Annotated in this window: 19 protein-coding genes; 10 read left to right on the top strand and 9 right to left on the bottom strand. The window is 62.4% G+C overall.

The features are described from left to right. Positions 1-34: 34 nt before the first annotated feature. From ACR3EK_RS02720 to ACR3EK_RS02710, 3 genes are all read left to right on the top strand, one after another. Positions 35-1,129: a Zn-dependent alcohol dehydrogenase gene (locus tag ACR3EK_RS02720; RefSeq protein ID WP_170390849.1), complete on the top strand. Its 1,095-nt coding sequence runs from the start codon at positions 35-37 to the stop codon at positions 1,127-1,129. A 31-nt stretch (positions 1,130-1,160) separates the two neighbouring features. After that, positions 1,161-2,393 carry a mandelate racemase/muconate lactonizing enzyme family protein gene (locus tag ACR3EK_RS02715; RefSeq protein WP_480632622.1) on the top strand — a complete coding sequence of 411 codons (1,233 nt, stop codon included), beginning with the start codon at positions 1,161-1,163 and terminating at the stop codon, positions 2,391-2,393. Positions 2,394-2,508: 115 nt separating this feature from the next. Further along, complete coding sequence (locus ACR3EK_RS02710; protein ID WP_170340532.1) at positions 2,509-2,796, top strand: ArsR/SmtB family transcription factor; 288 nt, start codon at positions 2,509-2,511, stop codon at positions 2,794-2,796. Positions 2,797-2,801: 5 nt separating this feature from the next. Here the strand turns inward: ACR3EK_RS02710 and ACR3EK_RS02705 are convergent, their stop codons facing one another. After that, entirely contained in the window at positions 2,802-5,744 is a 2,943-nt protein-coding gene (locus ACR3EK_RS02705) for an ABC transporter transmembrane domain-containing protein (RefSeq protein ID WP_480632621.1), read from the bottom strand. A gap of 269 nt (positions 5,745-6,013) precedes the next feature. On the opposite strand from ACR3EK_RS02705, the gene ACR3EK_RS02700 reads away from it, so the two are divergent. Beyond that, positions 6,014-6,406, top strand: a complete 393-nt coding sequence (locus ACR3EK_RS02700; protein WP_093964572.1) for a DUF3307 domain-containing protein — start codon at positions 6,014-6,016, stop codon at positions 6,404-6,406. Here ACR3EK_RS02700 and ACR3EK_RS02695 read toward each other — a convergent pair whose 3' ends face one another. After that, positions 6,407-6,868, bottom strand: coding sequence for an Lrp/AsnC family transcriptional regulator (locus ACR3EK_RS02695; protein WP_254433925.1), 462 nt, complete (start codon positions 6,866-6,868; stop codon positions 6,407-6,409). A gap of 139 nt (positions 6,869-7,007) precedes the next feature. Between ACR3EK_RS02695 and ACR3EK_RS02690 the strand changes: the two genes are divergently transcribed. Further along, a complete protein-coding gene (locus ACR3EK_RS02690) occupies positions 7,008-10,436 on the top strand; it encodes an indolepyruvate ferredoxin oxidoreductase family protein (RefSeq protein WP_480632620.1) in 3,429 nt (1,142 codons plus the stop codon). Here the strand turns inward: ACR3EK_RS02690 and ACR3EK_RS02685 are convergent. The 7 genes from ACR3EK_RS02685 to ACR3EK_RS02655 all read right to left on the bottom strand — a co-directional run bounded on the left by ACR3EK_RS02685 (position 10,424) and on the right by ACR3EK_RS02655 (position 18,436). Beyond that, a complete protein-coding gene (locus ACR3EK_RS02685) occupies positions 10,424-11,155 on the bottom strand; it encodes a hypothetical protein (protein ID WP_480632619.1) in 732 nt (243 codons plus the stop codon). The two genes, ACR3EK_RS02690 and ACR3EK_RS02685, sit on opposite strands and share 13 nt — an antisense overlap. A 54-nt stretch (positions 11,156-11,209) precedes the next feature. After that, positions 11,210-12,514 carry an NAD(P)/FAD-dependent oxidoreductase gene (locus ACR3EK_RS02680; protein ID WP_480632618.1) on the bottom strand — a complete coding sequence of 435 codons (1,305 nt, stop codon included), beginning with the start codon at positions 12,512-12,514 and terminating at the stop codon, positions 11,210-11,212. Next, positions 12,501-13,187 carry a TetR/AcrR family transcriptional regulator gene (locus tag ACR3EK_RS02675; RefSeq protein ID WP_480632617.1) on the bottom strand — a complete coding sequence of 229 codons (687 nt, stop codon included), beginning with the start codon at positions 13,185-13,187 and terminating at the stop codon, positions 12,501-12,503. The genes ACR3EK_RS02680 and ACR3EK_RS02675 overlap by 14 nt, the downstream gene beginning before the upstream one ends. A gap of 1 nt (position 13,188) precedes the next feature. After that, positions 13,189-14,733 (bottom strand): trimethylamine methyltransferase family protein, encoded by a 1,545-nt coding sequence (locus ACR3EK_RS02670; RefSeq protein ID WP_480632616.1) that lies wholly within the window; start codon positions 14,731-14,733, stop codon positions 13,189-13,191. Between the two features lie 2 nt (positions 14,734-14,735). After that, a complete protein-coding gene (locus ACR3EK_RS02665; RefSeq protein WP_480632615.1) occupies positions 14,736-17,138 on the bottom strand; it encodes a GcvT family protein in 2,403 nt (800 codons plus the stop codon). Between the two features lie 78 nt (positions 17,139-17,216). Next, positions 17,217-17,846 carry a glutathione S-transferase family protein gene (locus ACR3EK_RS02660; protein WP_170357059.1) on the bottom strand — a complete coding sequence of 210 codons (630 nt, stop codon included), beginning with the start codon at positions 17,844-17,846 and terminating at the stop codon, positions 17,217-17,219. Between the two features lie 92 nt (positions 17,847-17,938). After that, positions 17,939-18,436 (bottom strand): class I SAM-dependent methyltransferase, encoded by a 498-nt coding sequence (locus tag ACR3EK_RS02655; RefSeq protein WP_480632614.1) that lies wholly within the window; start codon positions 18,434-18,436, stop codon positions 17,939-17,941. A gap of 231 nt (positions 18,437-18,667) precedes the next feature. Between ACR3EK_RS02655 and ACR3EK_RS02650 the strand changes: the two genes are divergently transcribed. The 5 genes from ACR3EK_RS02650 to ACR3EK_RS02630 are packed head-to-tail and all read left to right on the top strand — an operon-like array spanning position 18,668 to position 25,885. Beyond that, a complete protein-coding gene (locus ACR3EK_RS02650; RefSeq protein ID WP_480632613.1) occupies positions 18,668-20,440 on the top strand; it encodes an ABC transporter ATP-binding protein in 1,773 nt (590 codons plus the stop codon). After that, positions 20,433-22,346 (top strand): ABC transporter substrate-binding protein, encoded by a 1,914-nt coding sequence (locus ACR3EK_RS02645; protein ID WP_480632612.1) that lies wholly within the window; start codon positions 20,433-20,435, stop codon positions 22,344-22,346. The genes ACR3EK_RS02650 and ACR3EK_RS02645 overlap by 8 nt, the downstream gene beginning before the upstream one ends. Positions 22,347-22,359: 13 nt before the next feature. Further along, complete coding sequence (locus ACR3EK_RS02640) at positions 22,360-23,388, top strand: ABC transporter permease (RefSeq protein WP_170364965.1); 1,029 nt, start codon at positions 22,360-22,362, stop codon at positions 23,386-23,388. Further along, positions 23,385-24,539 (top strand): ABC transporter permease, encoded by a 1,155-nt coding sequence (locus tag ACR3EK_RS02635; RefSeq protein WP_170365297.1) that lies wholly within the window; start codon positions 23,385-23,387, stop codon positions 24,537-24,539. The genes ACR3EK_RS02640 and ACR3EK_RS02635 overlap by 4 nt, the downstream gene beginning before the upstream one ends. After that, complete coding sequence (locus ACR3EK_RS02630; protein ID WP_480632611.1) at positions 24,536-25,885, top strand: CoA transferase; 1,350 nt, start codon at positions 24,536-24,538, stop codon at positions 25,883-25,885. The genes ACR3EK_RS02635 and ACR3EK_RS02630 overlap by 4 nt, the downstream gene beginning before the upstream one ends. The last annotated feature ends 13 nt before the right edge of the window (positions 25,886-25,898 follow it).

The following is a 25,898-nucleotide window of genomic DNA, read 5'->3' as shown; positions in this document are numbered from 1 at the left end:
CGCGTCACCGTGGCCCAAACCAAACGAGGGATCCATGCAGACCATCAAAGCCGCCGTATGCCGCGCCTTCAACGAACCGCTTGTCATCGAAGACATCCAGATCGCGCCGCCCGGCATGGGCGAGGTCGAAGTCACGTTGGATGCGGTGGCGATCTGCCATTCTGACATCACCTATGCCAGCGGCGCTTGGGGCGGGTTTCTGCCCGCCGTCTACGGGCACGAGGCCGCCGGTGTGATCTCGGCCGTCGGAGAAGCCAGCGGAGGATTCAAGGTTGGCGATGCGGTCGTGGTGACCCTGATCCGCGCCTGCGGGTCCTGCCCGTCCTGCGCCAGCGGCAAGCCGGTGATCTGCGAAACACCCTATGACACCGTCAAGGGCCCGCTGCGCACTGCGGATGGCGGGCCGCTGGAACAGGCGATGGCCTGTGGCGCCTTTGCCGAAAAGGTCGTGGTCAGCCACCGCCAGATCGTCAAGATACCCGACGCGATGCCCAAGGACGTGGCCAGCCTGCTGTCCTGCGGGGTGATCACCGGCGTGGGGGCGGCGGTCAACGCCGCGCAGTTGCGCCCGGGTCAGGATGTCGTGGTCATCGGCGCGGGCGGTGTGGGCCTGAACGCCATCCAGGGCGCGCGGCTGGCCGGGGCCCGGAGGATCGTGGCCGTCGACATGACCGAGGAAAAGCTGGAAATCGCCAAGGAATTCGGCGCCACGCATGGGGTTCTGGCCACGCTGAAAGAACCGTGGAGAGCAGCCTACAAGGCCCTTGGCGGTCGCGGGGCCGATGCGGTTCTGATCACCGTCGGTGCGATCCCCGCCTATGATCAGGCGCCCCGCTATCTGGGTCGCGGTGGCAAGGCGGTGATGATCGGCATGCCCCATTCCGGCGCGCAATCCAGCTATGAGCCGGTCATTCTGGCGGCCCTGGGTCAGGGCATGGTCGGGTCGAAGATGGGCGACGTGGTGATCCAGCGCGATATTCCGTGGATGATCGATCTGTATGAACAGGGACGTCTGAAGCTGGACGAGCTGATCTCGGGTCGCTGGACGCTGGAACAGATCAACGAGGCCATCGAGGACACCAAGACCGGTTCGGCCAAGCGCAACGTGATCGTATTCGACCGGGGCTGACGGCCCCGGACCACCGGCGGGAGGAGACCGGATGAAACTGCAGGATCTCGACATCATCGTGACCGCTCCGCCCGCGCCGGGCTGGGGCGGGCGCTATTGGATTCTGGTGAAAGTCACCACCAATACCGGCATCACGGGCTGGGGCGAGTGTTATGCCTCCTCGGTGGGTCCCGAGGCGATGAAACACGTCATCCGTGACGTTTTCGACCGCCATATGGCTGGCGAAAACCCCGAGAATATCGAGCTGATGTTCCGCCGCGCCTATTCCAGCGGCTTCACCCAGCGCCCCGACTTGACCGTGATGGGCGCCTTCTCGGGGCTGGAAATCGCGTGTTGGGACATTCTGGGCAAGGACCGGGACCGCCCGGTATACGCTCTGATCGGCGGCCGGATGAACGACCGCATCCGCGCCTACACCTATCTCTACCCGCTGCCGCAGCACAATTTGACCGATTTCTGGACCTCGCCCGAACAGGCCGGGGAAAGCGCCGCCGAAATGGTCCGGCGCGGATTCACGGCGGTCAAGTTCGACCCGGCCGGCCCCTACACGATGCGCGGCGGGCATATGCCCGCCATGTCCGACATCTCGATGTCGGTGGCCTTCTGCAAGGCGATCCGCCAGGCCGTGGGCGACAAGGCCGACCTGCTGTTCGGCACCCATGGTCAGTTCAACACTGCCGGCGCCCTCCGCCTTGGGCAGGCGATCGAGCCTTACTCGCCGCTGTGGTTCGAAGAGCCCACCCCCCCGGACATGATCGAGGACATGGCGCGCGTCGCCCGCAGTGTCCGCATCCCCGTGGCCACGGGCGAGCGGATGACCACCAAGGCCGAATTCGGCGCGGTTCTGCGCGCCGGCGCGGCCGAGATCCTGCAGCCCGCCTTGGGCCGGGCCGGTGGTATCTGGGAGATGAAGAAGGTCGCCGCCATGGCCGAGGTCTTCAATGCGCAGATGGCGCCGCATCTCTATGCCGGGCCGGTGGAATGGGCCGCGAACATCCATCTCGCGGCCTCGATCCCGAACCTTTTGCTGCTCGAGACCATCGAAACGCCGTTTCATGACCAGCTGCTCAAGGGCTCGATCCGGGTCGATAACGGCTTTGTCGAGCCGCCTTCGGCCCCCGGCCTGGGCATCGAGGTCGACGAGGAACTGGCCCGTGCCCACCCCTATTCCGGCGACGGTCTGCACCTGCAGATGCAGGAAGCCCCCTGCGACTATGTCAACGGCAATGCGTTTCAGGGCGGGGCCCCGGCAACCGAGGGATGACAATTTCAGACAAGTTGGTGCATACTGCGTCTACCCCTTATTTCCATCCCCAAGGTACCACGTGACTTTCACTGACGCCGAATTGACGACCCCACAATCCGAATTGCCCTCGGAAATGGAGGAAAGCGCCGCGCAAGCAGCGGCTTTCCTCAAGACGCTGGCGCATCAGGGCCGCTTGATGATCCTGTGCCATCTCGCGGCCGGAGAACGCTCGGTGGGCGAGCTTGAAGCCTTGCTCAAGTTGCGCCAGGCCGCGGTCAGCCAGATGCTGGCGCGTCTGCGAACCGAAGGCCTGGTTTCAACCCGCCGAGAGGGCAAGACGATCTACTATTCGCTGCGTGACGGCAAAGCCAAGCAGGTGATCGAGTTGATGCATTCCCTGTTCTGTAGCCCGCAGGCCTGAACCTGTCAGCGTGATACATAGCCTGCGATCACCTGCAACAGCTTGAACGCGGTCGCAGCATCGTTTTCCACCACGGCCAGGAACTCTTCCTCGCCGATACGCAGGCAGGTCAGATCGGTTTCGGCCACCATGCTGAGTGCGCGGGGCTCTTTGCGGATCAGGCCCAGTTCGCCCACCAGGGTGCCGCTGCCGACGCGGGTCACCAGCCGATCCTCCTCGGGCGGCTGCGGCAGGTACAGACCCGCTTCGCCGTCGATGATCATGTAGGCACCATCGGTCGGCTGGTCATCCTTGAGGAACACGACTTCGCCGGCCTTTGCCTCGTACCAGCGCGCACCAAAGGCCAGCAGCCGCAGCTGACGACGATCCAGCCCCGAAAACAGCGGCGTCTGTTCCAAGGCACGCAGCTTTCGCGTGAGGTCCGCCGAGGCTGCACTGTCACCTTCGACATCCGACGGAACCTGATCGGACACTACGCGCCCCTGTCGGATCTCGACGAACATGTCGAAAGCGCCGGGGTTCTTGAACTGTTCGTTCAGGTAGATGATCGTGGCGTCCGGAAGCAGCTCTCGCAGGTTTCTGAACACAGCCACCTGCGTGTCCATGCCATAACTCGCCAGTGCGTTTTCCAGTATAAGGATATCCGGCTTCTTGATTGTCGCGCGGGTAAAGGCCAAAGGCTCGGCCAGCGCGGCCGGCAGGTTCTGCCCGCCCAGCGCGACCGGTACATCGTAGATCAGCTCAACCACCAGCGGACGGGCTCCGTTTTCGGTCAGCACGTCTGCGATCACTTTCCGAACCTCGTCCGACCGCGCGCCCCCGATCTGGCTGACCTTGCCGAACAGCGCATTCTCCATAACCGTCAATCCGGGCGCAAAGGTGGCCGGGTCCAGCGGCTCGAACACGTCGTTCAGGCGCTCCATCAACTTGTCGGAATGGCTGTGCCGCAGTTCGAGGATGCGGTTCTTGAGCTCTTCGGAAAAGGCCGGCCCAATCTGTTCGGCCGAGATCACGAAAGGCACGGCCAGCAGGCTGGCCAACTGGTCATCGTCCAACCCCGATGCGCCGGTTTCCCGGGTCCTCTCTACCAGGTCGACAGCGGCTTCGTAGGTGGCGGCCTCGAGACCCAGCTTGCGGAACAACGGGTGATCCGTCCCGTCCAGACCAAAGATCTGACGCAGCATTTCGATCACGTCACGTGTCAGGCCGACCAGTGTTTCATCCAGGCCCAACTCGCGCAACTGCCCCAGGAAAACGGTCTGCCGGGCCAGCAACTCTTGCGTCACCTGCACGCGTGGCACAGCAAACAGCAGGTTTTCGGCAACGGGCAGCGCAGCGTTGTACGTCATGCGGTCGAAAATCAGGGCTTGCGACTCCAGACCGGCCTTTTTGACGGCGTCCTGAACCAAGGGCCGCAGCTCGATCAGCTTGGCAGCAAGGTCGGGGTGTTTTTCAGGATCGAAACCCAACTCGGCCCCGCGTTGGAACAAGGTGGGCCCGGAGCCCAGTCCGTCGATCAGCTTCAGCCACCAATCGCGCAGCTGCTCGGCCGTTTCGAACCCGGCCAGGGAAGGGTCCAGCCAAGTGGCCCGGAAGGGATCGGGGCTGTTGCCCGCACGCAGCGTTTCAAGGTGGTCCGCGTCCTCCGGTGGAGCGGTCAGAGGCCTGAGCTGCATCGGCATCATCACGTTGCCGCCAACGGTTCCCTGGAACATCACCGGTCGCGATGTGGCATGACCGATCCGGGCCGCCACGACGGCCTGGTGCAGCGAGGACAGGTTAACACCCCCGATTTCGACCCGGCCCGAACTTGGCAGGATCTCCCGGGTCAATAGATCCGCCAGGGCCCGGCGGTCCTCTTCGCTGGGGGCCGCGATCCCTATGGTCTTGCCGGCAGGGAAGGTCAGGTTCAGATCATCCAGAACCTGATTGCCATCCAGATCACGCACCGAGACCTGCTCCAACTCGATCGGGCCATTCAGGTGCGGTCGGCTGTCGGGCTCGCCTTCGAACAGGCTTTCATCCAGCATGCCGCTTGGGGCGAACCGTTCGATGACCACCTCCCAGCGCAGAGACATGTCCTGTGTCTGGTTGTAATAAGTCAGCAGCTCCTTCCAGGGCGAGCTGAGGTCCTTGTAGGCAGCGAGCGCGGCCACGAGAGCACCGAGCGAAACTGACCCCTGCAGAACCAGCAAACCACCGACTAGGTAGAACAGGAACGGAGTCAATTGAGAGATGAAGTTGTTGATGAACTTCATGAAGAATTTTTTTTGGTAGATCTCGAACCGGATGCTGAACAGCCGGGACAGTTGATCTGAAATCAGCGCTCGGCGATGGCGCCAGCCGCCGTTCTGCCGCAGGGTTGCCGCGCCTGCTGCATTCTCGCCGATCTGAGCGGCCAGTACGCGCACCTCCTGGATCCGGCGCTTGTTCAACAGGTTGATCTGGCGCTGCAATCGCGGGATCAGCCAGGCCTGCAATGGGATCAGCGCGACAGCAGCCAATCCGAACCAGACGCTTTGCAGGAATAGAAAGGACAGGATTGTCAGCATCTGCCCCGCCTGAAGGACAGGCTGGCTGATCGCATCGCCCATCAGCCCGCCCATCGGCTCGCTTTCGGCGGTGATCATCGAGACCAGTTCGCCCTGACTGACGCGCTCGAAATAGGGTTGAGGAAACAACAGTGCGCGATTGATCAACTGGTATCTGAACCGGCGCAGCATTCGTTCGCTGAGAACGCCTTTCATCGTGTTGATGCGCATCTTCATCAAACCATGCGCCAACACCGCCGCCAAAAAGGCGAAGCACAAAATTACCAAAAACGTCGTCTGCGACAGACTGTATCCCCAGACATCCACGATCTCGCTGGAGGCGCCGATTGCGTCGTTGATGATGCGTTTGGGCAATTCAAGCGTCAGGTACAGCAGCGGGAACAAAGTTGCCGTCACGGCCAGCAGAACAAGCTGATCACGCTTGGAATACTTCCAAATAAATCCAAAAATTGAACGTTCTATGGCCCCTGCCCCTACTGGTGACCCGAAACTGTTTTGCAGCGATCCTGCCGCGGTCAAAGCAGCACGACGGTACTGCAATCGCGCTTGCATAGGCAAATGGTTTCCAAGGCGAAAACTATTTCGACTTGTGTGAACTAGTTCATTTGCGATCCTGTCTCATAGCCCTTAGTCTGAAGGTCAGGACGATATCGGGAGGGTAGTTTTTGCCTGCTACACTTGGCACTGTGTTGCTTCTGCTGTGTGCACTGCAGATCAAACACATGTTTGCCGATTTCTACCTCCAAACGCCCAAGATGCTGTCTGGGCGGGGGGAGTACCTGCATGTCGGGCGCGCACAGCATGCTGCGGTGCATGTTGTGGGATCAGTCGTGGTTTTCCTGATATTCGGCGCGCCGCTTTCGTTCATTCTGATCATTGGTGCGCTTGAGTGGATTGTGCATTTCAATATCGATTTCGCCAAAGCCAGCTATTCCGACAAGAAACAATTGCAACCTGATCAGGCCGCCTTTTGGCGGGCCGCCGGTTTGGATCAATGCCTGCACAACCTCACTTACATCGCGATGGCCTGGGCCTGGGTTGAATTCGTCGCGCGGTAGTCAGAACTCGACCAAACGATTGCGTTTGACCGCGCGCAGAACCACATTCGTCTGTGCACTTGCGACGGCCGGCAAACGAAACAGAAACCTCTCCAAAAAGACGTTGTAGGCGGCAAGATCGGGACACTGCACTCGCAGGTGATAGTCTGCTTGACCGGTCGTTGCGAAACATTCCTGAACTTCCTTGCAGGTTTCGATTGCCCGGATGAACTCCACGATCTTGTCGGGATCATGCCGCGTCAGATGCACATGTACGATCGCCTCGAACCCCAACCCCAGCGCGACCGGGTTCACAACTGCGCCGTAGCGTTCAATGATCCCGGCCTCTTCCAATGCGCGCACCCGTCTCCAAAGGGCCGAGGTCGACATACCGACCGCATCGGCAAGGTCCGCATTCGACACGCGGCTGTCCCTTTGTAGCAGGGTCAGAATCCGGCGATCTCTGTCGTCCAGCTGCATCATTTGGTAAACCTTTTCGTCTTTTTAGCGTTTATCGGCAATTTTTTTCGAAATGATATCAAGCTTGCGGACCCATTGGCACAACATTTCGCAAATACAGAACTACAGTTGTTCAATCTCAAAGCCAATCCAGGTCCAAGCCATGAGCCACCACGACAGCAGTCTTCGCACTTATCAACTCACAGACCGCTACGACCAGACCACTGGCCGGGTATTCCTGACCGGCACGCAGGCGCTGGCGCGCATCCTGATGGATCAGGCGCGGCGCGACCGCGATGCCGGGCGGAACACGGGCGGGTTCGTCTCGGGCTATCGCGGCTCGCCCTTGGGCGGGCTGGACTTGGAGCTGTGGCGCGCGCGCGAACGGCTGAAATCCGACCGCATTACGTTCATGCCCGCCGTGAACGAAGATCTGGGCGCAACCGCCGTTCTGGGCGCGCAGCAGGCGACGCTGGACCCGCAGTGCGAATTCGAAGGCATCTTTTCGATGTGGTACGGCAAGGGGCCGGGCGTCGACCGCTCGGGCGATGCGCTGAAGCACGGCAACGCCTATGGCTCGGCGCCCAAGGGCGGCGTGCTGGTCGTGGCCGGCGACGACCATGGCTGCGTCAGCTCCTCGATGCCGCACCAGTCCGACGTGGCCTTCATGGCATGGTTCATGCCCACGCTGAACCCCGCCTCGGTCGAGGAGTATCTGGAATTCGGCGAATACGGCTTTGCGCTGTCGCGGTTTTCCGGCACCTGGGTCGGGTTCAAGGCGATCTCGGAAACCGTCGAAAGCGCCCGCTCGGTCGAGCTGCGCCCCGACCGGCAGTTCATCCTGCCCGAGATCGACCTGCCCCCCGGCGGGTTGCACGTGCGCGCCGCCGACCTGCCCTCGCCCGAGATCGAGACCCGTATCCAGCACAAGCTGCGCGCGGTCCGCGCCTTTGCCGAGGCCAACCCGATCGACCGGCGCATCTATGACATCGACCACGCCAAGTTCGGCTTTGTCACCACCGGCAAGGCGCATCTGGACCTGATGGAGGCACTGCGTCTGCTGGGGCTGGACGAGGCCGCCTGCCGCCGTCTGGGGATCGACATCTACAAGGTCGGCATGGTCTGGCCGCTGGCCCGACGCAACGCGCTGCGCTTCGTGAAGGGCAAGGCCGAGGTTCTGGTCGTCGAGGAAAAGCGCGGCATCATCGAAAGCCAGTTCAAGGAGTATTTCTATGACTGGCCGGGCGACAAGCCGCACAAGATGGTGGGCAAATACGACAGCCACGGCGAGCCGCTGATCCCCTGGACGGGTGAACTCAGCCCGCTGATGCTGGTGCCCATCGTGGCCGACCGCCTGCACCGGTTCTTCCCCGAGCAAGACCTGCCCGCCAAAGCCAAGGCGCTGACGGACCGGCCGCCGCAACTGATCAACGTGTCCGGCGCGACCCGCACGCCCTATTTCTGCTCGGGCTGTCCGCACAACACCTCGACCAAGGTGCCCGACGGCTCGATCGCCGCCAGCGGCATCGGCTGCCACGTCATGGCCTCGTGGATGGATCGCCACACCGTCGGCTATGCCCAGATGGGCGGCGAGGGCGTACCGCATGTGGTGGCGTCCAAGTTCAACGGCGGCAAGCACATCTTCCAGAACCTCGGCGAGGGCACCTGGTATCACTCGGGCTCGCTGGCGATCCGGCAGGCGGTCGCGGCCGGGACCAACATCACCTACAAGATCCTCTACAACGACGCCGTGGCCATGACCGGAGGCCAGCCGGTGGACGGCCCGGTCAGCGTCGCCGGCATCGCCCAGACCTGCCGCGCCGAGGGCGTGGAACGGATCGCCGTCGTCTCGGACGACATCTCGAAGTTCCACCACGCGGATTTCCCGTCGGAAACCACGTTCCACGACCGCGCCGAACTGGACACCTTGCAACGCGAGTTGCGCGAGATCCCGGGCGTGACCGTTCTGATCTATGAACAGACCTGCGCCACCGAAAAACGCCGCCGCCGCAAGCGCGGCACGATGGAGGACCCCAAGCGGTTCGTCTGGATCAACGATCTGGTCTGCGAGGGCTGCGGCGACTGCTCGGTCGAGTCGAACTGCCTGAGCGTCGAGCCGCGCGAAACCCCGCTGGGCCGCAAGCGCAAGATCAATTTGAGCTCGTGCAACAAGGATTTCTCGTGCCTCAACGGATTCTGCCCCAGCTTCGTGACCATCGAAGGCGGCGAACGCCGCAAACGCATGGCAAAGCTGGAGCTGGCAACACTCGAGGACGGGCTGCCCGACCCTGCCCTGCCCCGCCTGGACAAACCGTTCGAGTTGCTGGTCACCGGCGTGGGCGGCACGGGTGTGGTAACGGTGGGGGCGCTGATCACGATGGCGGCCCATCTCGAAGGCAAAGGCGCCTCGGTCCTGGATTTCACAGGCTTTGCTCAGAAATTCGGAACCGTTCTCAGCTATATCCGTTTGGGCGACACTCCAAACGCATTGAACCAGGTCCGCATTGATCAGGGCGCGGCCGATGCGGTGATTGGTTGCGACGTCGTCGTCAGTTCGGCCCCCAAAGCCTCGGCACATTACCGCAAGGGTACGCGCGTGGTCCTAAACCGGGCGGAAATGCCGACCGGCGATATCGTTCTGCGCCGCGACGCTCAGTTGCAGGTAAATGCCCGTGAACAGGCCATTCAGAACGTGGTCGGGGCGGAAAACCTGTTCGGTTTCGACGCCAACGCGGTGGCGGAAACCCTGCTGGGTGATGCCGTGTTTGCCAATGTGATCATGCTGGGTTTTGCGTGGCAGCACGGTCTTGTGCCGGTATCGCATGTCGCGCTGGGTCAGGCGATTCTGCTGAACGGCGTCGCTGCCGAGAAGAACCGTCTGGCCTTTGCAATCGGGCGCAACATGGCGGTTCGTCCGGACGTTCTGGCCCTGCCTTCCGACGACGTTGGTTCGGAAGAAACTCTGGATCAGATGATTGCGCGCCGCACCGCCTACCTGACCGAGTATCAAAACGCGAAATACGCGCACGCCTACGCCGATCGTATCGCCGCCCTCCGCTCGGCGCTGCCGCAGGCTGACGAGACCCTGCTGCGCAGCGTCGCTCGCAACCTGTTCCGCTTGATGTCCTACAAAGATGAGTTCGAAGTCGCGCGGCTGATGACTTCGGACCATTTCGAAAAGGAACTGGCCAACCAGTTCGAGGGCGATTTTGCGGTCCGTTTCCACATGGCTCCGCCCCTGCTGAGCCGCAAAACCGATGCCCGGGGCCGACCGCTGAAAAAGGCGTTCGGACCTTGGATGCAGCCGGTTCTGCGGGGCCTGTCAAAGATGCGGGCACTGCGCGGAACAGCTCTCAATCCGTTTGGCTATCATGCCGAAGCGCGCCTGCATCGCGATCTGCTGAATTGGTACCAGTGGCTGTTGGACCGCCTTGTGGCAGAGTACGGGGATCGGGATACCGAAACGTGGCAAAGCATCCTGTCCTGCGCTGACGAGATCCGCGGTTACGGCCCAGTTCGGATACAAGCGGCCGAGACCGCCAGACGAAAGGTCGAAGACTTGTTGCGCGCGCCGCGCGCTCAGGCCGCCTGATCCAGCGCCGAGGCTTTGTAGGCCGCAAGCCAAGCCGCATCCAGCCGGTCGACAACGGCTGGATTGAACCGGTCTTCGACCTCCCAATACCGGCCGGATGGCACCATGTAGCCCGCCTCGTACTCGGCCTGCAGCAGAGCATCGACGTGTTCAGGGCGCGGCCGGGCCTCGGGGATCTTTTCGGTATGAGAGACGGACGGATAGACCAGCCGGCTGGGTCCAACGGACAACCGCACCACGTTGCAATCCTGACGCGCCGCCAGCAGCGCCAGCCGTGCCGATTTCGCCTCGAGCGAACGCAGGGTGACGTCAGCACGCAAGGGATCGGCCGTTCCCTGGCCGTAGAAATGGGTATTGCCCGAGCGCGGATAGACCATGTCGCAGCCAAAGAAGGCAATCACCGATGGTTTGAGAGCGCCCAGCGCCCAGTACCCGGCGGTAAAGGCCATGGTGCCTCCGGCATAGACGAAACCGCCATACGCGTTCTGGATCGGGACATAATCCTGCGCCGTCACGATGCGCTGTGTCGCTGTCAGACAGTCGGGACGGTTCTCGGCCGGAAAATCCTCGGGATGGATCAGGAAATCCCAATCTTCGCGGATGCGCCAGGCGTTGTTGATGGCCACGATATGAGCGAACGGCCCACGCGCCCATTCCCGTGCCGCCAGCGCTGCGGGCGCACTTCCCAAGATCAGAACTTTGGTGTCATTCTCCGCCATCGCGCCCGCCCTTTCTCAGTGTTTCCAGAGAGCTAGCGCATTTGTCCGGCTTGGCTAGCCAAGGACGGAAAAACTGCTTTCCTCGTTGATGGGTCGCTTGCGGGAGTAAAAGCCCGCGTCGATGGTGCGTTTGATATGGGGCAGCTCGAATTGCAGGGGCTGGGCGTCGTGATCCGCCCCGCCCTCGCAATACTCGACCAACGCGGCCATCATCTTGCCCGCGATCGGCGCGTTCTTGTACTGGTTCCCGCTGGTGCCGCAGGCCATGTAAAACCCTGGCAGGCTGGACTTGTCATAGATCGGGATCCAGTCGGTCGAGGCGTCGTACAGATCGACCACTCCCCGCGTTCTGGACGGAATGCCCAGGCTGGGAACGCGCTGCGCGTATCGCATAGCCTGCGTCGTCCACTGGTCGGTGAAGTCGTGGTTGTAGTGCACATCGTCCTCGCACCACTGATGCGGGTCGCAGTCCGGGTCTTCCGAGCCGATCAGGATATGGTTGCCATGTTCCGGCCGGCAGTAGCAGGCGATATCGCCGTCCGATACGATGGTTCCCTGACGCTCGAAATCGAACCCTTCCGGCGCCGGAACGTGGACCACCTCCTGCCGCAGCGGGCGGGTTTCGATGGTCATGTCGTCCAGCACACCCGCCATGCGGTTGATGATCGACGATCCCGGCCCGGCCACGTTGATCACCACCGGCGCGTGAATCTCTTCGCCCGAGGCCAGCCTGACGCCTTTGACTCTGCCACCTTCCTGCAAGATTTCGACGACCTCGGCCCCGGTCCGCACCTGCGCGCCGCGCTGCGTGGCCGCTTGCATCAGGTTCTGCGCGGACAGGGCCGGGTCTGTGACATAACCGGCCTTGGGCCAGAACACCGCCCCCTGCATCCTGCTGCCATTGGGCTGACCAAAGGCTGGATCGTCCATCCGTTTGGCCGGGGCAAAACTGTCCAGAGAATAGATCGGCAGGCGGTCGAGAATCTGTTCGGCCAACCATTCCTCAAACGGGCAATCCAACTCGGCGCTGTATTTCATATGCCTTGACAGGTGGCCGTTGGCCTCGGTTTTCATGACAAGGCAGCCTGTCTCGCGGAACTGCGCCAGATCGGCCCCGTTGGGCAGACCCAGATAGTCGGCCCAGTCGCGCCAGTAATGATAGCCCTCCCACGCAAAGGCTGTGCCGTCGAAGGTGGAGTAATGCATCCGGATGATCGCGCAGGACCCGGCGGTCGAGCCGTGCCCCACCTGCGCGTTGCGGTCCAGCGACAGGGTCTTCCAGCCGCCCTTGGCCATCTCGAACGCGATGGCCGCGCCGATCACGCCGGTTCCGATGATGATTGCGTCAGGCTGGCTCATGGCTTGATCCTCCCTCCCAACAGCGCTTGGCATAGGCGCTGAATTCCTCGATTTCCTCGGGCCGCGGTTCGACCCCGGTAAAGACGTACAGGTAGTGCGGCACCAGAGACAGGCGCATGGCCAACGGCTCGTTCAACTGCGCCAGATCATAGCCGATCTGCATGTAGTACAGCACGCGCGCACGGGTTTCGGCCTCGACCGCCTCGTAGCCATGTCGGGCGAACATGGCCCGCAGCGCGGCCAGGCGGCGAGCATCGGACTGGTCCAGCATCCGCCGCACCTTGCCCGACCGCCGCGCCCAGTCGCGCACGGCAAAGTCAAGCGCCGTGTCGAACAGGGCGGTGTTGACCACGCAGCGATGCACGTTGCAGACGGCGGCGGTGATGGTCTGGGCCGGGGCCTCGGCCTGCGCGATCAGGGCGGCGGTGTTGGTGGCCTGCCAGCGATCCAGCAGCGCATCCAGCAGGTGCTGCCGGGACTTGAAGTACCAGTAAAACGAGGACCGCGACACCGCCATGCGGTCGGCCAGGTTCAGAACCTTGACCTGCTCGACCCCGTCCGAGATCAGCACATCCATCGCCACGTTCAACCAGTCATCGCGCGTGACCTTGACGTTCCCGACCAGAGGCTCGGCCTTGGGGTCGTCACGATGCAGGATGGGTTTGCTGTTCATCTCAACTCTCCGGCGGCGCACCGCCCTCGGCGGTTCGGCGGGCAATGAAGTCGCGCATGGCGTCCAGCCCCGGCTGGTCCTGCGCGGGTGGTTCGAAATTGTTCAGAATGTCACGCCAGACCGCAGTGGCCCGGTGGTTGGCATCGACCGATCCGCGTTCGGTCCAGGTGCCGAAATTGGCATAGTCATGCAGGTGCGGTTCGTAGAATTCGGTGGTGTAGCGCTCCATCGTCTGGCTGGCGGCGAAGAAGTGGCTGCCGGGCTCGACCTCGCTCAAGGCGGTGTCGAACCCGATCTCGGCCCGCCCGGCCTGAGCCCCTGCGCACAGCTCGGCCACCATGTTCAGCACCTCGGCATCGCAGACCAGCTTTTCGAAGGACACGGTCAGCCCCCCTTCCAGCCACCCGGCCGAATGGATGATCACCGTGGCCCCCGCCATCAGGCAACCCCACAGCCCGAACTGGTTTTCATTCGCGGCCTGCACGTCATTGACGTTCGAGGCCGACCCGGCCGCCGACCGCCACGGCAGGCCCAGATGGCGCGCCAGTTGTCCCGCCGCCAGCGAGGCCTGGAAATGCGAGGGCGTGCCAAAAGCCGGGGCGCCGGATTTCATGTCCACGTTGCTGGTGAAGGTGCCATAGCAGACCGGCGCGCCGGGATTTGCCAGTTGGGTCAGAGTCAGGGCGGCCAGCACCTCGGCATGGGACAGGGTGATCGCGCCCGCAACCGTGATCGGCGCCATCGCTCCCATCAGCGTGAACGGCGTGATGATCGACATCTGCCCGTGACGGGCGAAATCGATCAGCCCCTGCGCCATCGGAATGTCCAGCGTGCGCGGGCTGTTGGTATTGATGATCGTGTAGCAATGCGGCCGGGTGCGGAACTCGTCGTCGGACAGGCCCCGCGCGACGGCCAGCATCTGGAAGCAATCCATCACCTGCGGCGTGCCGCGCGAGAAGAAGAACGGGAACTTGTCGGTCAGCTCCACCTGCGCCTGCGTGGTGAAATAGTGGCGCAGGTGTGTGGGCACGTCCTGCGGCTCGACCTGCGGCGAGATCATCTGGAACACGTCGAAATGATGGGTGAGCTTGAGGAATTCGAGGTAATCCTGCCCGCTGGCCGGGCGGCGGCCGCGTTCCAGATCGGTGGCATTGGGCGCCCCTGCGCCGGGCTGAAAGACAAGGCTCCCCAGCTCCAGCGTAAAGTCGCGATGCCGCGCCCCTGCCCGGCAGGCGATGGATTTCGGGGCCGAGGCCACCGCAGCCTCGACCAGATCGCGGCCGATGAACACCATCTGGCTGTCTTCATCCACCCGCGCGCCTGCAGCAGCAAAGAGACGCCGCGCCTCGGGCAGCAGGACCTTGACGCCCAGTTCCTCAAGCGTGCGCAGAGCGGTTTCGTGCACGTCGGCGATCTGGTCGGCGGGAAAGACCTCCATCACCGGAAACGGGTTGCGCAACTGGCGATAATTCACGTCCCGATGGGTCGCGGGTGCGGACTCCGCACCCCGGCCCCGCCTTCGCCGATCCCTGCCCCGGGCCGCCACGATCAGCCCCTCATCGCCTTGCCCTCGGGATCATGTGGCGACGGCGCGATCACCCGCGCGGGCCGCTCGACCCCCACCACATGCACCGACAGTTCGGTGCCAGGCTGCGCCTTGTCGCGGTCCACCAGCGCCATGGCCAGCGACTTGCCGATATAGTGGCCATACCCGCCCGAGGTCACGAAGCCCACGCGCTGGTCGCCCGCCCAGACAGGTTCGTACCCGCTGGCGTCGGCATCCAACGCATCGACCTCGAGCGTCACCTGAACCTGCGCCGGGCCGTTGCCCTCACGCTCGGCCAGTGCCGCGTCCTTGCCCACGAAGTCCTTGTCCCAGTCGATCCAGCGGTCCATTCCGGTCATGCCCGGCGTGTAGGCCTGGGTGAATTCGGCCGACCAGATGCCAAAGCTCTTCTCAAGCCGCGTGGACAGCATCGCGTTGAAGCCGCATTCGCGGATGCCTTCGCTGGCTCCGGCCTCGAGCAGCGCACGGCGCAGGGCGATGTGGTCGCCATAGCGGCAGTTGATCTCATAGCCCCTTTCGCCGGTGACCGACATGCGGGCCACCCGGGCGCGCACGAGGCCGATGTCATAGTCACCGCAGCCCATGAATTTCAGGGCTGAGATATCCTGCTCGGCCAGTTTCTCGACCACCGCCTGTGATTTCGGGCCAACCAAGGCAAAGCCGCAGACCTCCTCGCCCAGGTCGCGCACGGTGACCCCGTCGATCATATGATCGTCGAACCAGCGCATATGCCAGGCCCGCAGGTAATAACTGCCCATGATCCACCAGGTGCCGTCGCCCCAGTTCAGAACCGTCAGATCGCCCTTGAGCTGCCCGTTCTCGCCCAGCATCGGCGCCAGTTTCGCGCGACCCGGTCCCGGCAGTTCCGAGGCCATCACCTTGTCAAGCCAGATTTCCGCATTCGGCCCCGAAACCTCGAACCGTGAGAACCCGGTGATGTCCATCAGGCCCACGCCTTCGCGGATGGTGCGGCATTCCTCGGCCACGATGTCGAAGGCGTTCGAGCGTTTCAGCGTCGGCGTTTCCTCGAACCCCTTGGGCGCGAAATAGAGCGGCACCTCGATATCCCAGCTGATGCCCCATTTGCAACCCGCTTCGGTCATCGCGTCATGGGCCGGCGACATTTTCAGCGGGCGTCCGGCGGGCAGTTGCTCGTTCGGATAGGTCATCACGAAACGGCGGGAATAGAACTGGCCTGTCGTCTCGCGGATGTAACGCTTGTTCTGAGCAAAGTCGCCATAACGCGCCACGTCCATCGGCCAGGCGTCGGCCTCGGGCTCGCCATGGATCATCCATTCGGCCAGCGTCTTGCCGACGCCGCCCCCCTGCAGGAACCCGGCCATCACCGCGCAGGCGGTCCAATAGCCGCGCTTGCCCGGCACCGGACCGACCAGAGGGTTGCCGTCCGGCGAGAAGGTGAAGGCACCGTTCACCCATGTCTTGATGCCCACGTTCTGGATCGCCGGGTAACGCTCGAAGCCCAGTGTCAGCTCGTTCTCGATGCGGTCCAGCTGCTCCTGAAACAGCTCCTCGCCATAGTTCCACGGCGCGCCGTCCATGGCCCAGTGCTCGTGATCCACCTCGTAGATCCCGACCAGAACACCCTTCTGGTCCTGCCGCATGTAGGTGAAGCCCTCGAGATCCACGGTCATCGGCATCTCGAAATCGGCCGCTGCGACCTCGGGCACCGTGTCGGTGATCAGGTAATGGTGCTTCAGTGGCGACACCGGCAGTTCGACCCCTGCCATGCGCCCCACCTGCTTGGCCCACAGGCCGGCGGCGTTGACCACATGCTCGCAGGTGATCGTTCCCCTGTCGGTCACCACCTGCCAGCCATCGGCGGTCTGGATCAGTTCCTCAACCTTGGTTTCCTCGTAGTATTCCGCTCCGCGCTTTTTCGCGGCACTGGCATAGGCCTGCACGGTGCCGGTGGTGTCGATGTAGCCCTCTCGGTCGGCCCACATCGCGCCCAGAATGCCGTCAGTGGACATGATTGGGCAGCGTTTCTGCGCCTCTTCCGGGCTCAGCAATTCGCAATCGTCGATGCCGATGGACTGGAAGATGCGGTAGTTCGCCTGCAACCACTCCCACCGTTCGGGGGTTCCGGCCAGCGTGAGGCCACCGGTCATGTGCAGACCGATATTCTGGCCCGATTCCTTCTCGATCTCACTCAGCAGGTCGATCGTGTAGGCCTGCAACGCCGCCATGTTCGGATCGGCGTTCAGTGCGTGGATGCCCCCCGCCGCGTGCCATGACGACCCCGAGGCCAGCCGCCGGCGTTCCAGCATGACCACATCCGACCAGCCGAACTTGGCCAGATGATACAGAACCGAGGCGCCGACGACGCCGCCCCCGATGACTACAACGCGATACTGCGATTTCATCCCGACCTCCCCTGGACGATTCCCAAAGGACGCTAGGGGTACTGTTCACTTCTGTCTAGACATTTCTGTACAGTGCTGTCAGGCGCTGGCGCTGGGTCGCGCCTGCACGCTGTCGAACCAGGCCCGGGTTGCCGTGTTGCCCTCGGGGATGCGCATCTTGATGACACGGGCGAAATCCACGAACACGAAGGTCGAGATATCGGCCAGCGAGAACGCCTCGCCCGCGATGAAGGCGCTGTCTTGCAGACGTTCTTCGAGCAGGTCGAAGAACGCTCCGACGCGCGCGAGGCCGCGTTCGGCCAGTTCCGGGATCTGCGCGTGGTTCTGCGGTCCGGGGATGGCGCGGTCCTTGAAGGCCGGATGCGTGTTGCGCAGCGCGTCTGCGATGGGCGCCCCGCCCTGTTGCTCGACGATCGCGTTCCACATCAGCACCAGCCCTTTCTCGTCCGGTGTCCGCCCCATCAACGGAGGCTCAGGGAAGCGCGCCTCGAGATAGGCAGCGATGCCGAGGTTCTCGGTCAGAACGGTCCCCTCGTCGGTAACCAGAACCGGAATGGTGGCGCGGGGGTTCACCTTTCGGAACGCCTCGCTCATTTGCTCGCCCTTGGCGATCGAGATGTCGCGGGTTTCGATCTGCAGCCCCTTTTCGGCGATGAACATCCGGGCACGGCGCGGGTTCGGGGCGGTCGAGCAATCGTAAAACAGCATGGGCGGTCCTTTGCGTGAACGTCACGCGAAGGTTAGACCGCCTGCCGTGCCGGGATCGAGTCCCCGCGCAAAGTGACCCTGCGGAACGCCGCTCAGCGCCGGTAGATATAGCAGCGACCCGGAACCGCATCAGCGGGAAGGGTCTGCTCCGTGAGCGTCTCGAAATACATCCGGTCGCTCGAGACCATCAGCCCGCCCTCGGCCAGCAGCGGTTCGATCAGGGGTGACACAAAGCGGGCGAAGGCATCGTTCTTTTCGCGGTTGTGGCCGCCCAGATCGGCATGGATCAGGCTGGCGGTCGCGCCGAACCGATCCAGCGCGGCGGGCAGCGTCTCGCGCACGTCGCCCAGGATCAGACGATCTTCGGGCGGAGTGGAATCGGGGTGCGAGGCCACAGCGCGTTCGAACACATAGACGGGTCGGTTGCGGACCCGGTTCATCATGTGATGATAAGTGCGCCCGTTTCCCAGACCCAGTTCGAACACCGGACCGGCCAAATCGGCCGTGTCGGCAATCGCGAAATCCAGACATGCCCGCTGCGAGACCATGCGATCAATGAACAGATCCAGTCGGCTTTGCGCGTCGGACATTGCGAAATATCTCCCTGATACCTTAACGACCACCAATCGCGGCCAATCGCGGCTTTGATGACAAAAACTCAAGACTTTGTGTAGGCACAATGCACTGTTCGTTACGTTTCCGCGACATTTCAGCCCAAGAAGGTATTTGACTAGTCGCCCCCAAGCGCGCGAAACTGCGACAAAAAAACCAGGGAGTTCAAAACCAATGTCACGTGGTGGCCACACGGGTGGAAAGCCCGCATGACGGCCTTGTTGTCTGTCCGAGACCTGAGCATCGGTTTCGGCGCCGGGGAGCCCGTCGTCAGAGATGTGAATTTCGATGTCGAGGCCGGGCAAACGCTGGCATTGGTCGGGGAATCCGGGTCGGGCAAGACGATCTCTTGCCGGGCGGTGCTGCGCATTCTGCCCAGAACGGCCCAGATCCGCAGTGGCGTAATGCAGCTGAACACCTCCAAGGGCAGCGTCGCGCTGTCCGAAATTTCCGAACGTGAGATGCGTGGCATCCGCGGCAATCGAATTTCGATGATCTTTCAAGAACCTATGCGGTCTCTGTCTCCGTTGCACAAGATCGGCAATCAGGTCAGCGAAGTTCTGTGGCTGCATCGGGGCGCCTCCGAGTCTGAGGCCCGCAAGGAAGTGCTGTCGCAGTTCGAACGCGTGGGCTTTCCCGATCCAGCGCGTGCCTATGACTCGTATCCGTTCGAACTTTCGGGCGGGATGCGTCAACGCGCGATGATCGCGATGGCGATGGTGTCCAAACCGGAATTGCTGATTGCCGACGAACCGACAACTGCGCTGGATGTGACGACCCAGGCCCAGGTGCTGGGCCTTATCAAGGATCTGCAGAAAGAAACTGGTATGGCGCTGGTTTTGGTGACGCATGACCTGGGCGTGGTCGCCAATATGGCCGAACAGGTCGTCGTCATGCACAAAGGCCGGGTGATGGAGGCGGGTTCAGCCGAGCTGATCCTGAATGCTCCGGCCCATCCCTATACCCGCCAGCTGTTTGATGCGGCCCCCGAAATCCCGGACAAAGAAGCCGTGGGAATTCCGATGCCGGACGAGGATCTGATCCTCGACATGAAGGATGTGTGCAAGACCTACACGATGCGGTCGTCGCGCGGTTGGAAAGCGGACAAGCTGATTTATGCCTGCCGGGGCGTCGACCTGAAACTGGCCCGCGGCAAGACGTTGGCCGTAGTCGGCGAAAGCGGATCGGGCAAGACCACCGCGGCCCGGATCGCGCTGGGGGCCGAGTTGCCAGACCCGGGCGGCGAAGTGCTTTTTCGCGCCGCGCCGGGCGAGGACCCGATATGCGTCCACCAGATGACCCGCGAGGAGCGCACGGCGTTTCAGCGCAAGGCTCAGATGGTGTTTCAGGATCCCTACAGTTCTCTGAGCCCGCGCATGCGCATTCAGGATGCGATGACCGAACCGCTGGAGATCCACAATATCGGTACGACGGCCGAGCGCCGCGACAAGGCCGCTGAGATGCTCGAACGCGTGGGATTGAACGCCGGGATGCTCAAGCGCTACCCCCACGCTTTCTCCGGCGGTCAACGCCAACGCCTGTCAATCGCCCGTGCGATGATGCTGGATCCGTCCCTGATCGTCTGCGACGAGCCGACATCGGCTTTGGACGTTTCGGTCCAAGAGCAAATCCTGACCCTTCTGGAAAGACTGCAGGACAGTCTGAACCTGTCCTATCTTTTCATTTCTCACGATCTGGCCGTGGTCGCCCGTATCGCGGACGAGGTCGCGGTCATGCGCCAGGGGCTGGTCGTCGAACAGGCTCCACCCGAGACGTTGTTCTACAACCCGCGCCACCCCTACACCAAGGCTCTGATTGCCGCACAACCCGAACCCGATATCAATCGTCCCATCGATCTGAAGCTGGTCGCCCTTGGCGCCGGGTCTCCGGACAGTTGGGATGACGCCTTTAGATTCTCTGACACCATGATACCTTCACTCGTGGAAATGGAGCCCGGCCATAAGGTACGTTGCCATGTTTAAGACCACTCGATTCAAGTTTCTGGCCGCCGCGCTGACGCTGGGCGCGGCGCTGCCCGCCTGGGCCGACACCCTTCCCGACCTGCAGGAAAGCACGTTCTGGAAAGCCGAGGTGGACATCGGAAACCTGCCCCCGGTGCAAGATCGCATCCCGCAGGAACCGCTGATCGTCGACCTGTCTTCGAAAGGGCGCGAATTCGGCAAACAGGGCGGAACCCTGCGCACGATGGTCACCCGGTCCAAGGATATCCGGCAGATGGTGGTCTATGGCTACGCCCGACTAGTGGGCTTCGATGCCCAGTACAATCTGGTCCCCGATCTGCTGGCGTCTTACGACAACGAAGAAAACCGCAAGTACACCCTGCACCTGCGCAAGGGACACAAATGGTCGGACGGGACACCGTTCACCTCGGAAGACTTCCGATACTGGTGGGAAGACGTGGCCAACAACGAGCTTCTCAGCCCGTCCGGTCCCCCTGATTTCCTGAGGGTTGAGGGCAAGCTCCCCACTGTCACGTTCCCGGACGAAACGACGGTGATCTACGAATGGGACGACCCGAACCCGAACTTTCTGGCCTCATTGGCGCAGGCGCGACCGCCATTCATCTACCGCCCTGCTGCGTTTCTGAAGCGTTATCACGAGAAATATGCCGACAAGGAAAAACTGGACTTCGAGGTCAGTGACGCACGTGTCAAAAGCTGGGCTGCCCTGCACAACAAGTTGGACAACCTCTACAAGTACGACAATCACGAACTGCCCACTCTGCAGCCTTGGCTGAACGCAAGCTCGGGCAAGAAGATCCGGCACAATTTCGTCCGCAACCCATATTACCACCGCATCGACTCGAAGGGTTTGCAACTGCCATACATCGACGTGGTCGAGATGGAGATCGTTGCTCCCGGCCTGGTGGCGGCCAAGGCCAATGCCGGTGAGACCGACCTGCAGGGCCGTGGGCTTGATTTTCGGGATGCGTCGATCCTGAAAAAGGGCGAAGCCAACGGAAATTATAAGACGCTACTCTGGAAAACCGGTGTCGCGTCACAGATCGCGATCTACCCCAACCTGAATTTCGAAGACGAGGTCTGGCGCAATGTGCTGCGCGATGTCCGTGTCCGTCGCGCTCTTTCGCTGGCCATCGACCGGCAGACCATCAACCAAGCGCTGTACTTCAAATTGGCGCATCCGGCCGCCATGTCCGTTCTGCCTGCCTCGCCCTTCTACAGTGAAGAGAATGCGCAGGCCTGGGCGCAATACGACGTCGCACAGGCCAACGCCCTGCTGGACGAGGTCGGGCTGACGCAGCGCGACAAGAACGGCATACGCGTGTTGCCGGACGGCCGCCCCATGGAGCTGGTGATCGAGACGGCCGGGGAACGCCAAGAGGTCGAGAACGCGCTGCAGATCGTGACTGATACCTGGCGGGAAATCGGGGTGAAACTGGTCATGCGTCCGCTTGACCGCGACATCCTGCGCAACCGCGTATTCGCCGGCAATACGATGGCTTCGGTCTGGTATGGCTGGGATGATGGCATCCCGCAGCTGCATACCTCACCGGTTTACCTGGCCCCGACCGACCAGGTGTTTCTGGCCTGGCCAAAATGGGGGCAGCACTATCAAACCGGCGGCGAAGCCGGCGAGCCGCCCGACCTGCCCGAAGCCCAGCGCTTGCTGGAGTTGAACCACATCTGGGAACTTGCAAAAACCGAGGATGAACGCCGGGCGGTCTGGGAGGAGATGTTGAAGATACACGCCGACCAGATCTATGGCATCGGAATTCTGAACGGGGCGCCCCAGCCGATCGTGGTTTCAAACCGTCTGCGCAATGTGCCCGAACAGGCCATGTGGGCGTGGGAACCCGGCGCGCATTTCGGAGTGCACCGCCCAGACGAATTCTTTCTCGCCGACTGACAGGAGCGGATAGATGATCATGCTCCGCTACGCGGTGTATCGCTTTTTCACGATGCTGCTGACCCTGTTGGTGGTATCGATGCTGATCTTCGTGATCATCAACCTGCCGCCGGGAGATTACCTCAGCAACCAGATTGCCGAACTGCAAGCTTCGGGGCAGTCGGCCGGTGTGGCCAAGGCGGAATTCCTGCGAAAGGAATACGCTCTGGACCGCCCGATGTGGGAACAATACCTGATCTGGGTCGGCTTCTTTCCCGGCCCTCATGGGTTTGAGGGGTTGCTGCAGGGCAACTACGGCTGGTCCTTCGAATTCGATCGTCCGGTTGCCGACATCGTCGGAGACACGCTGTGGCTGACCGTGGTCGTGAACCTTGCCGCGATCCTGTTCGTCTATGCCGTGGCCTTGCCTCTGGGCGTTATGGCGGCGGCCAAATCGCGGACCTGGGTCGACTATACGACCGCCTTCGTGGGCTATCTGGGATTGGCGACGCCCAACTTTCTGCTGGCGCTCATCCTGTTTTATTACGGGCACCGCTACCTCGATTTGCCCATCGGCGGATTGATGGACCCGGTGTATGAGGGGCAACCCATGAGCTGGGACAAAATGAAATCCATCCTGGTTCATCTGATCGTGCCCACATTCGTGATCGGCACCTCGGGCGCCTCGGCTATGATGCAGCGCCTGCGCGCCAACATGCTGGACGAATTGGGCAAGCCTTATGTTGAAACCGCTATCGCCAAGGGCATGTCGCCGTCGCGGATGCTGACCAAATACCCGCTGCGCGTCGCCTTCAACCCCTTCGTGGCCGACATCGGCAACCTGCTGCCCTCGATGGTGTCGGGATCGGTTCTGGTTTCGGTGGTGCTGGGTTTGCAGACCATCGGCCCCACGCTGCTGACGGCGCTTAAGACACAGGACCAGTTCCTGTCAGCCTTCATTCTGATGTTCGTGGCGCTGCTGACGCTGATCGGCACCATGATCTCCGACATTCTGCTGGTCATGCTTGACCCGCGTATCCGGTACGAGGGGCGCGAAGCATGAGCAAACTTCCCGACGGTCGCTTTGTCGACGACGCCCCGTTTGATCCCGAAGCATCTTTGCAGCAATTGGAGCGCAGGGATCTGGACGCCCCGAATTGGGTTCTGGTCTGGCGCAAGTTCAAGACACACCGGCTGGGTCTGATATCGGGCATTTTTCTGCTGCTGTGCTATCTGATGCTCCCGTTTGCAGGGTTCATCGCGCCTTATGGCCCGAACGAACGAAATGGAGAACATCTCTACGCACCGCCCCAATCGGTGAACTGGTTCCACCAGGGCGAGTTCATTGGGCCGTTCGTCTACCCGATCGTGGCCGAGGCCGACCTCGAGACGTTCCAATGGAAATTCGTCCCTGACACCGAGGATCCGCGACCCGTGCGGTTCTTCTGCGAGGCATCCGAGTACAAGCTGGCCGGGCTCATCCGGTCAAATACGCATCTGTTCTGCGCCCCGGAAGGCACGACACTGTTCCTCTGGGGTTCGGACCGGCTGGGCCGCGATATCTTCAGCCGCATTCTATACGGCGCACAGCTTTCGCTGACCGTGGGCCTGATCGGCATTTCGGTCTCATTCTTCCTTGGCATCCTGTTCGGGTCTATGGCCGGCTACTTCGGCGGGCGGATCGACTGGGTCATCAACCGCGTGATCGAAATCCTGCGGTCTTTGCCCGAACTCCCCCTGTGGCTGGCACTATCGGCCGCGGTTCCGTCGAACTGGTCGCCGGTTGCCGTGTTCTTCATCATCTCGATCATCCTCGGCATCCTCGACTGGCCAGGGCTGGCCCGATCCGTGCGCGCCAAATTCCTGTCGCTGCGCGAAGAAGAATATGTGCGCGCCGCCGAGATGATGGGCGCCAGTTCAGGCCGGGTAATCCGCAAGCACCTGTTGCCGAACTTCATGTCTCACCTGATTGCCTCGGCCACGCTGTCGATCCCCGCCATGATTCTGGGGGAAACGGCGCTCAGCTTCCTTGGCCTCGGCCTGCGGGCACCGGCGGTCAGCTGGGGCGTGATGCTGAACGACGCGCAAAACCTCGCCTCGATCGAGATCTATCCGTGGACGGCCATCCCGATGCTACCGATCATCGTGGTGGTGCTAGCCTTCAATTTCCTGGGTGACGGGCTGCGCGACAGTCTGGACCCCTATCAGCAATGAGCCTGCTGGCTTCGCTTCCACCGTCCGAGGCCTATCGGGTCGCCGGTTCCGGTTCGCTTCCCAGCGCCTTTGCCGTGTCCGAGCTGGCAACAGCCAGCTTTGCAGCCGTGGGCCACGAGCTTGGACGGTTCATGCAGGCCACCAGTCTTGTCTCGCTCCCGCCCAAGGCAATGGTCGATCACCGCCTCGCGTCACTGTGGTTCGGGTATTCGTTCAAGCCCGAAGGCTGGGATATGCCAAGCCTCTGGGATCCGATCGCGGGCGACTATCGGGGGGCCGATGGCTGGATCAGGTTGCACACCAACCTCCCCCACCATAGGAAAGCGGCTCTCAAGGTTTTGGCGACCGAGGGGGATCGTGCGGCGGTGACGCAGGCCATCAAGAGCTGGTCGGTCTCGAACCTTGAAACGGATATCGTGGCGCAGGGTGGTGTTGCCGCCGCCATGCGCAGCCGGGCCGAGTGGCTGGACCACCCGCAAGGCCGCGCCGTGACGCGGGATCCGTTGATCGGCTGGCACGGTCCACGCCGGATCACCCTGCGCGACAGGCCACAGGCACGCGCGGATCGGCCTTTGGCCGGGCTTCGGGTTCTCGACATAACACGCGTGCTGGCCGGCCCGGTTTCCACCCGCACGCTGGCCGGGTTCGGAGCTGACGTACTGCGCATCGACCCACCGGGTTGGGATGAGCCGGGCGTGATCCCCGATATCTCGCTCGGCAAGCGCTGCGCGTATCTGGACCTCAAGACACCCGCCGGCCTGGAAAAGCTGCAAGAGCTGCTGGCGCAAGCGGATGTCTTTGTCCACGGCTACCGCCCCGGTGCGCTGGATGCCCTGGGCCTGACCAAAGAGGTGCGCGATATGGTCGCTCCAAACCGGGTCGAAGTTACGCTGGATGCCTATGGTTGGCAGGGACCCTGGGCCACCCGTCGCGGATTTGACAGCCTCGTCCAGATGAGCGCAGGAATCGCTGACGCCGGCCGCGTTTGGGCCGGAGCGGACAAGCCCACACCGTTGCCTGTTCAGGCACTTGACCATGCCACCGGCTATTTGATGGCCGCCGCTGTCCTGTCGGCCCTGACAGAAGCGGCTTCGGGGCATTCGATCATGGATGGGCGCCTGTCGCTTGCCCGTACTGCCGAGTTACTGGCCAGCCTCGCGAAATCCGGGACAGGCGACCCGATCACCGCTGCCGAACCCGGGGACTACGCATCCCGATCAGAAGAGTCCGGCTGGGGCCCCGGCAAACGGCTGAAACCCGCGCTGAGCGTCGGTGAGGCACGGATGCACTGGCCGATCCCGGCATCCCGGCTCGGCACGTCCGATCCAACGTGGCAAACCACCTGAACAAAGGCCCGAC

Source organism: Ruegeria sp. BC8 (genome assembly GCF_056535705.1).
The sequence above is the reverse complement of the archived record's forward strand: the minus strand, read 5'-3'. Positions and strand labels throughout refer to the sequence as shown.

What these genes read in the sequence shown, in the direction of transcription:
- ACR3EK_RS02720 (WP_170390849.1), top strand. Translation starts at nt 35, where the DNA reads ATGCAGACCATCAAAGCCGCCGTATGCCGCGCCTTCAACGAACCGCTT.
- ACR3EK_RS02715 (WP_480632622.1), top strand. Translation starts at nt 1,161, where the DNA reads ATGAAACTGCAGGATCTCGACATCATCGTGACCGCTCCGCCCGCGCCG.
- ACR3EK_RS02710 (WP_170340532.1), top strand. Translation starts at nt 2,509, where the DNA reads ATGGAGGAAAGCGCCGCGCAAGCAGCGGCTTTCCTCAAGACGCTGGCG.
- ACR3EK_RS02695 (WP_254433925.1), bottom strand. Translation starts at nt 6,868, where the DNA reads ATGATGCAGCTGGACGACAGAGATCGCCGGATTCTGACCCTGCTACAA.
- ACR3EK_RS02690 (WP_480632620.1), top strand. Translation starts at nt 7,008, where the DNA reads ATGAGCCACCACGACAGCAGTCTTCGCACTTATCAACTCACAGACCGC.
- ACR3EK_RS02685 (WP_480632619.1), bottom strand. Translation starts at nt 11,155, where the DNA reads ATGGCGGAGAATGACACCAAAGTTCTGATCTTGGGAAGTGCGCCCGCA.
- ACR3EK_RS02680 (WP_480632618.1), bottom strand. Translation starts at nt 12,514, where the DNA reads ATGAGCCAGCCTGACGCAATCATCATCGGAACCGGCGTGATCGGCGCG.
- ACR3EK_RS02675 (WP_480632617.1), bottom strand. Translation starts at nt 13,187, where the DNA reads ATGAACAGCAAACCCATCCTGCATCGTGACGACCCCAAGGCCGAGCCT.
- ACR3EK_RS02665 (WP_480632615.1), bottom strand. Translation starts at nt 17,138, where the DNA reads ATGAAATCGCAGTATCGCGTTGTAGTCATCGGGGGCGGCGTCGTCGGC.
- ACR3EK_RS02660 (WP_170357059.1), bottom strand. Translation starts at nt 17,846, where the DNA reads ATGCTGTTTTACGATTGCTCGACCGCCCCGAACCCGCGCCGTGCCCGG.
- ACR3EK_RS02655 (WP_480632614.1), bottom strand. Translation starts at nt 18,436, where the DNA reads ATGTCCGACGCGCAAAGCCGACTGGATCTGTTCATTGATCGCATGGTC.
- ACR3EK_RS02650 (WP_480632613.1), top strand. Translation starts at nt 18,668, where the DNA reads ATGACGGCCTTGTTGTCTGTCCGAGACCTGAGCATCGGTTTCGGCGCC.
- ACR3EK_RS02645 (WP_480632612.1), top strand. Translation starts at nt 20,433, where the DNA reads ATGTTTAAGACCACTCGATTCAAGTTTCTGGCCGCCGCGCTGACGCTG.
- ACR3EK_RS02640 (WP_170364965.1), top strand. Translation starts at nt 22,360, where the DNA reads ATGATCATGCTCCGCTACGCGGTGTATCGCTTTTTCACGATGCTGCTG.
- ACR3EK_RS02635 (WP_170365297.1), top strand. Translation starts at nt 23,385, where the DNA reads ATGAGCAAACTTCCCGACGGTCGCTTTGTCGACGACGCCCCGTTTGAT.
- ACR3EK_RS02630 (WP_480632611.1), top strand. Translation starts at nt 24,536, where the DNA reads ATGAGCCTGCTGGCTTCGCTTCCACCGTCCGAGGCCTATCGGGTCGCC.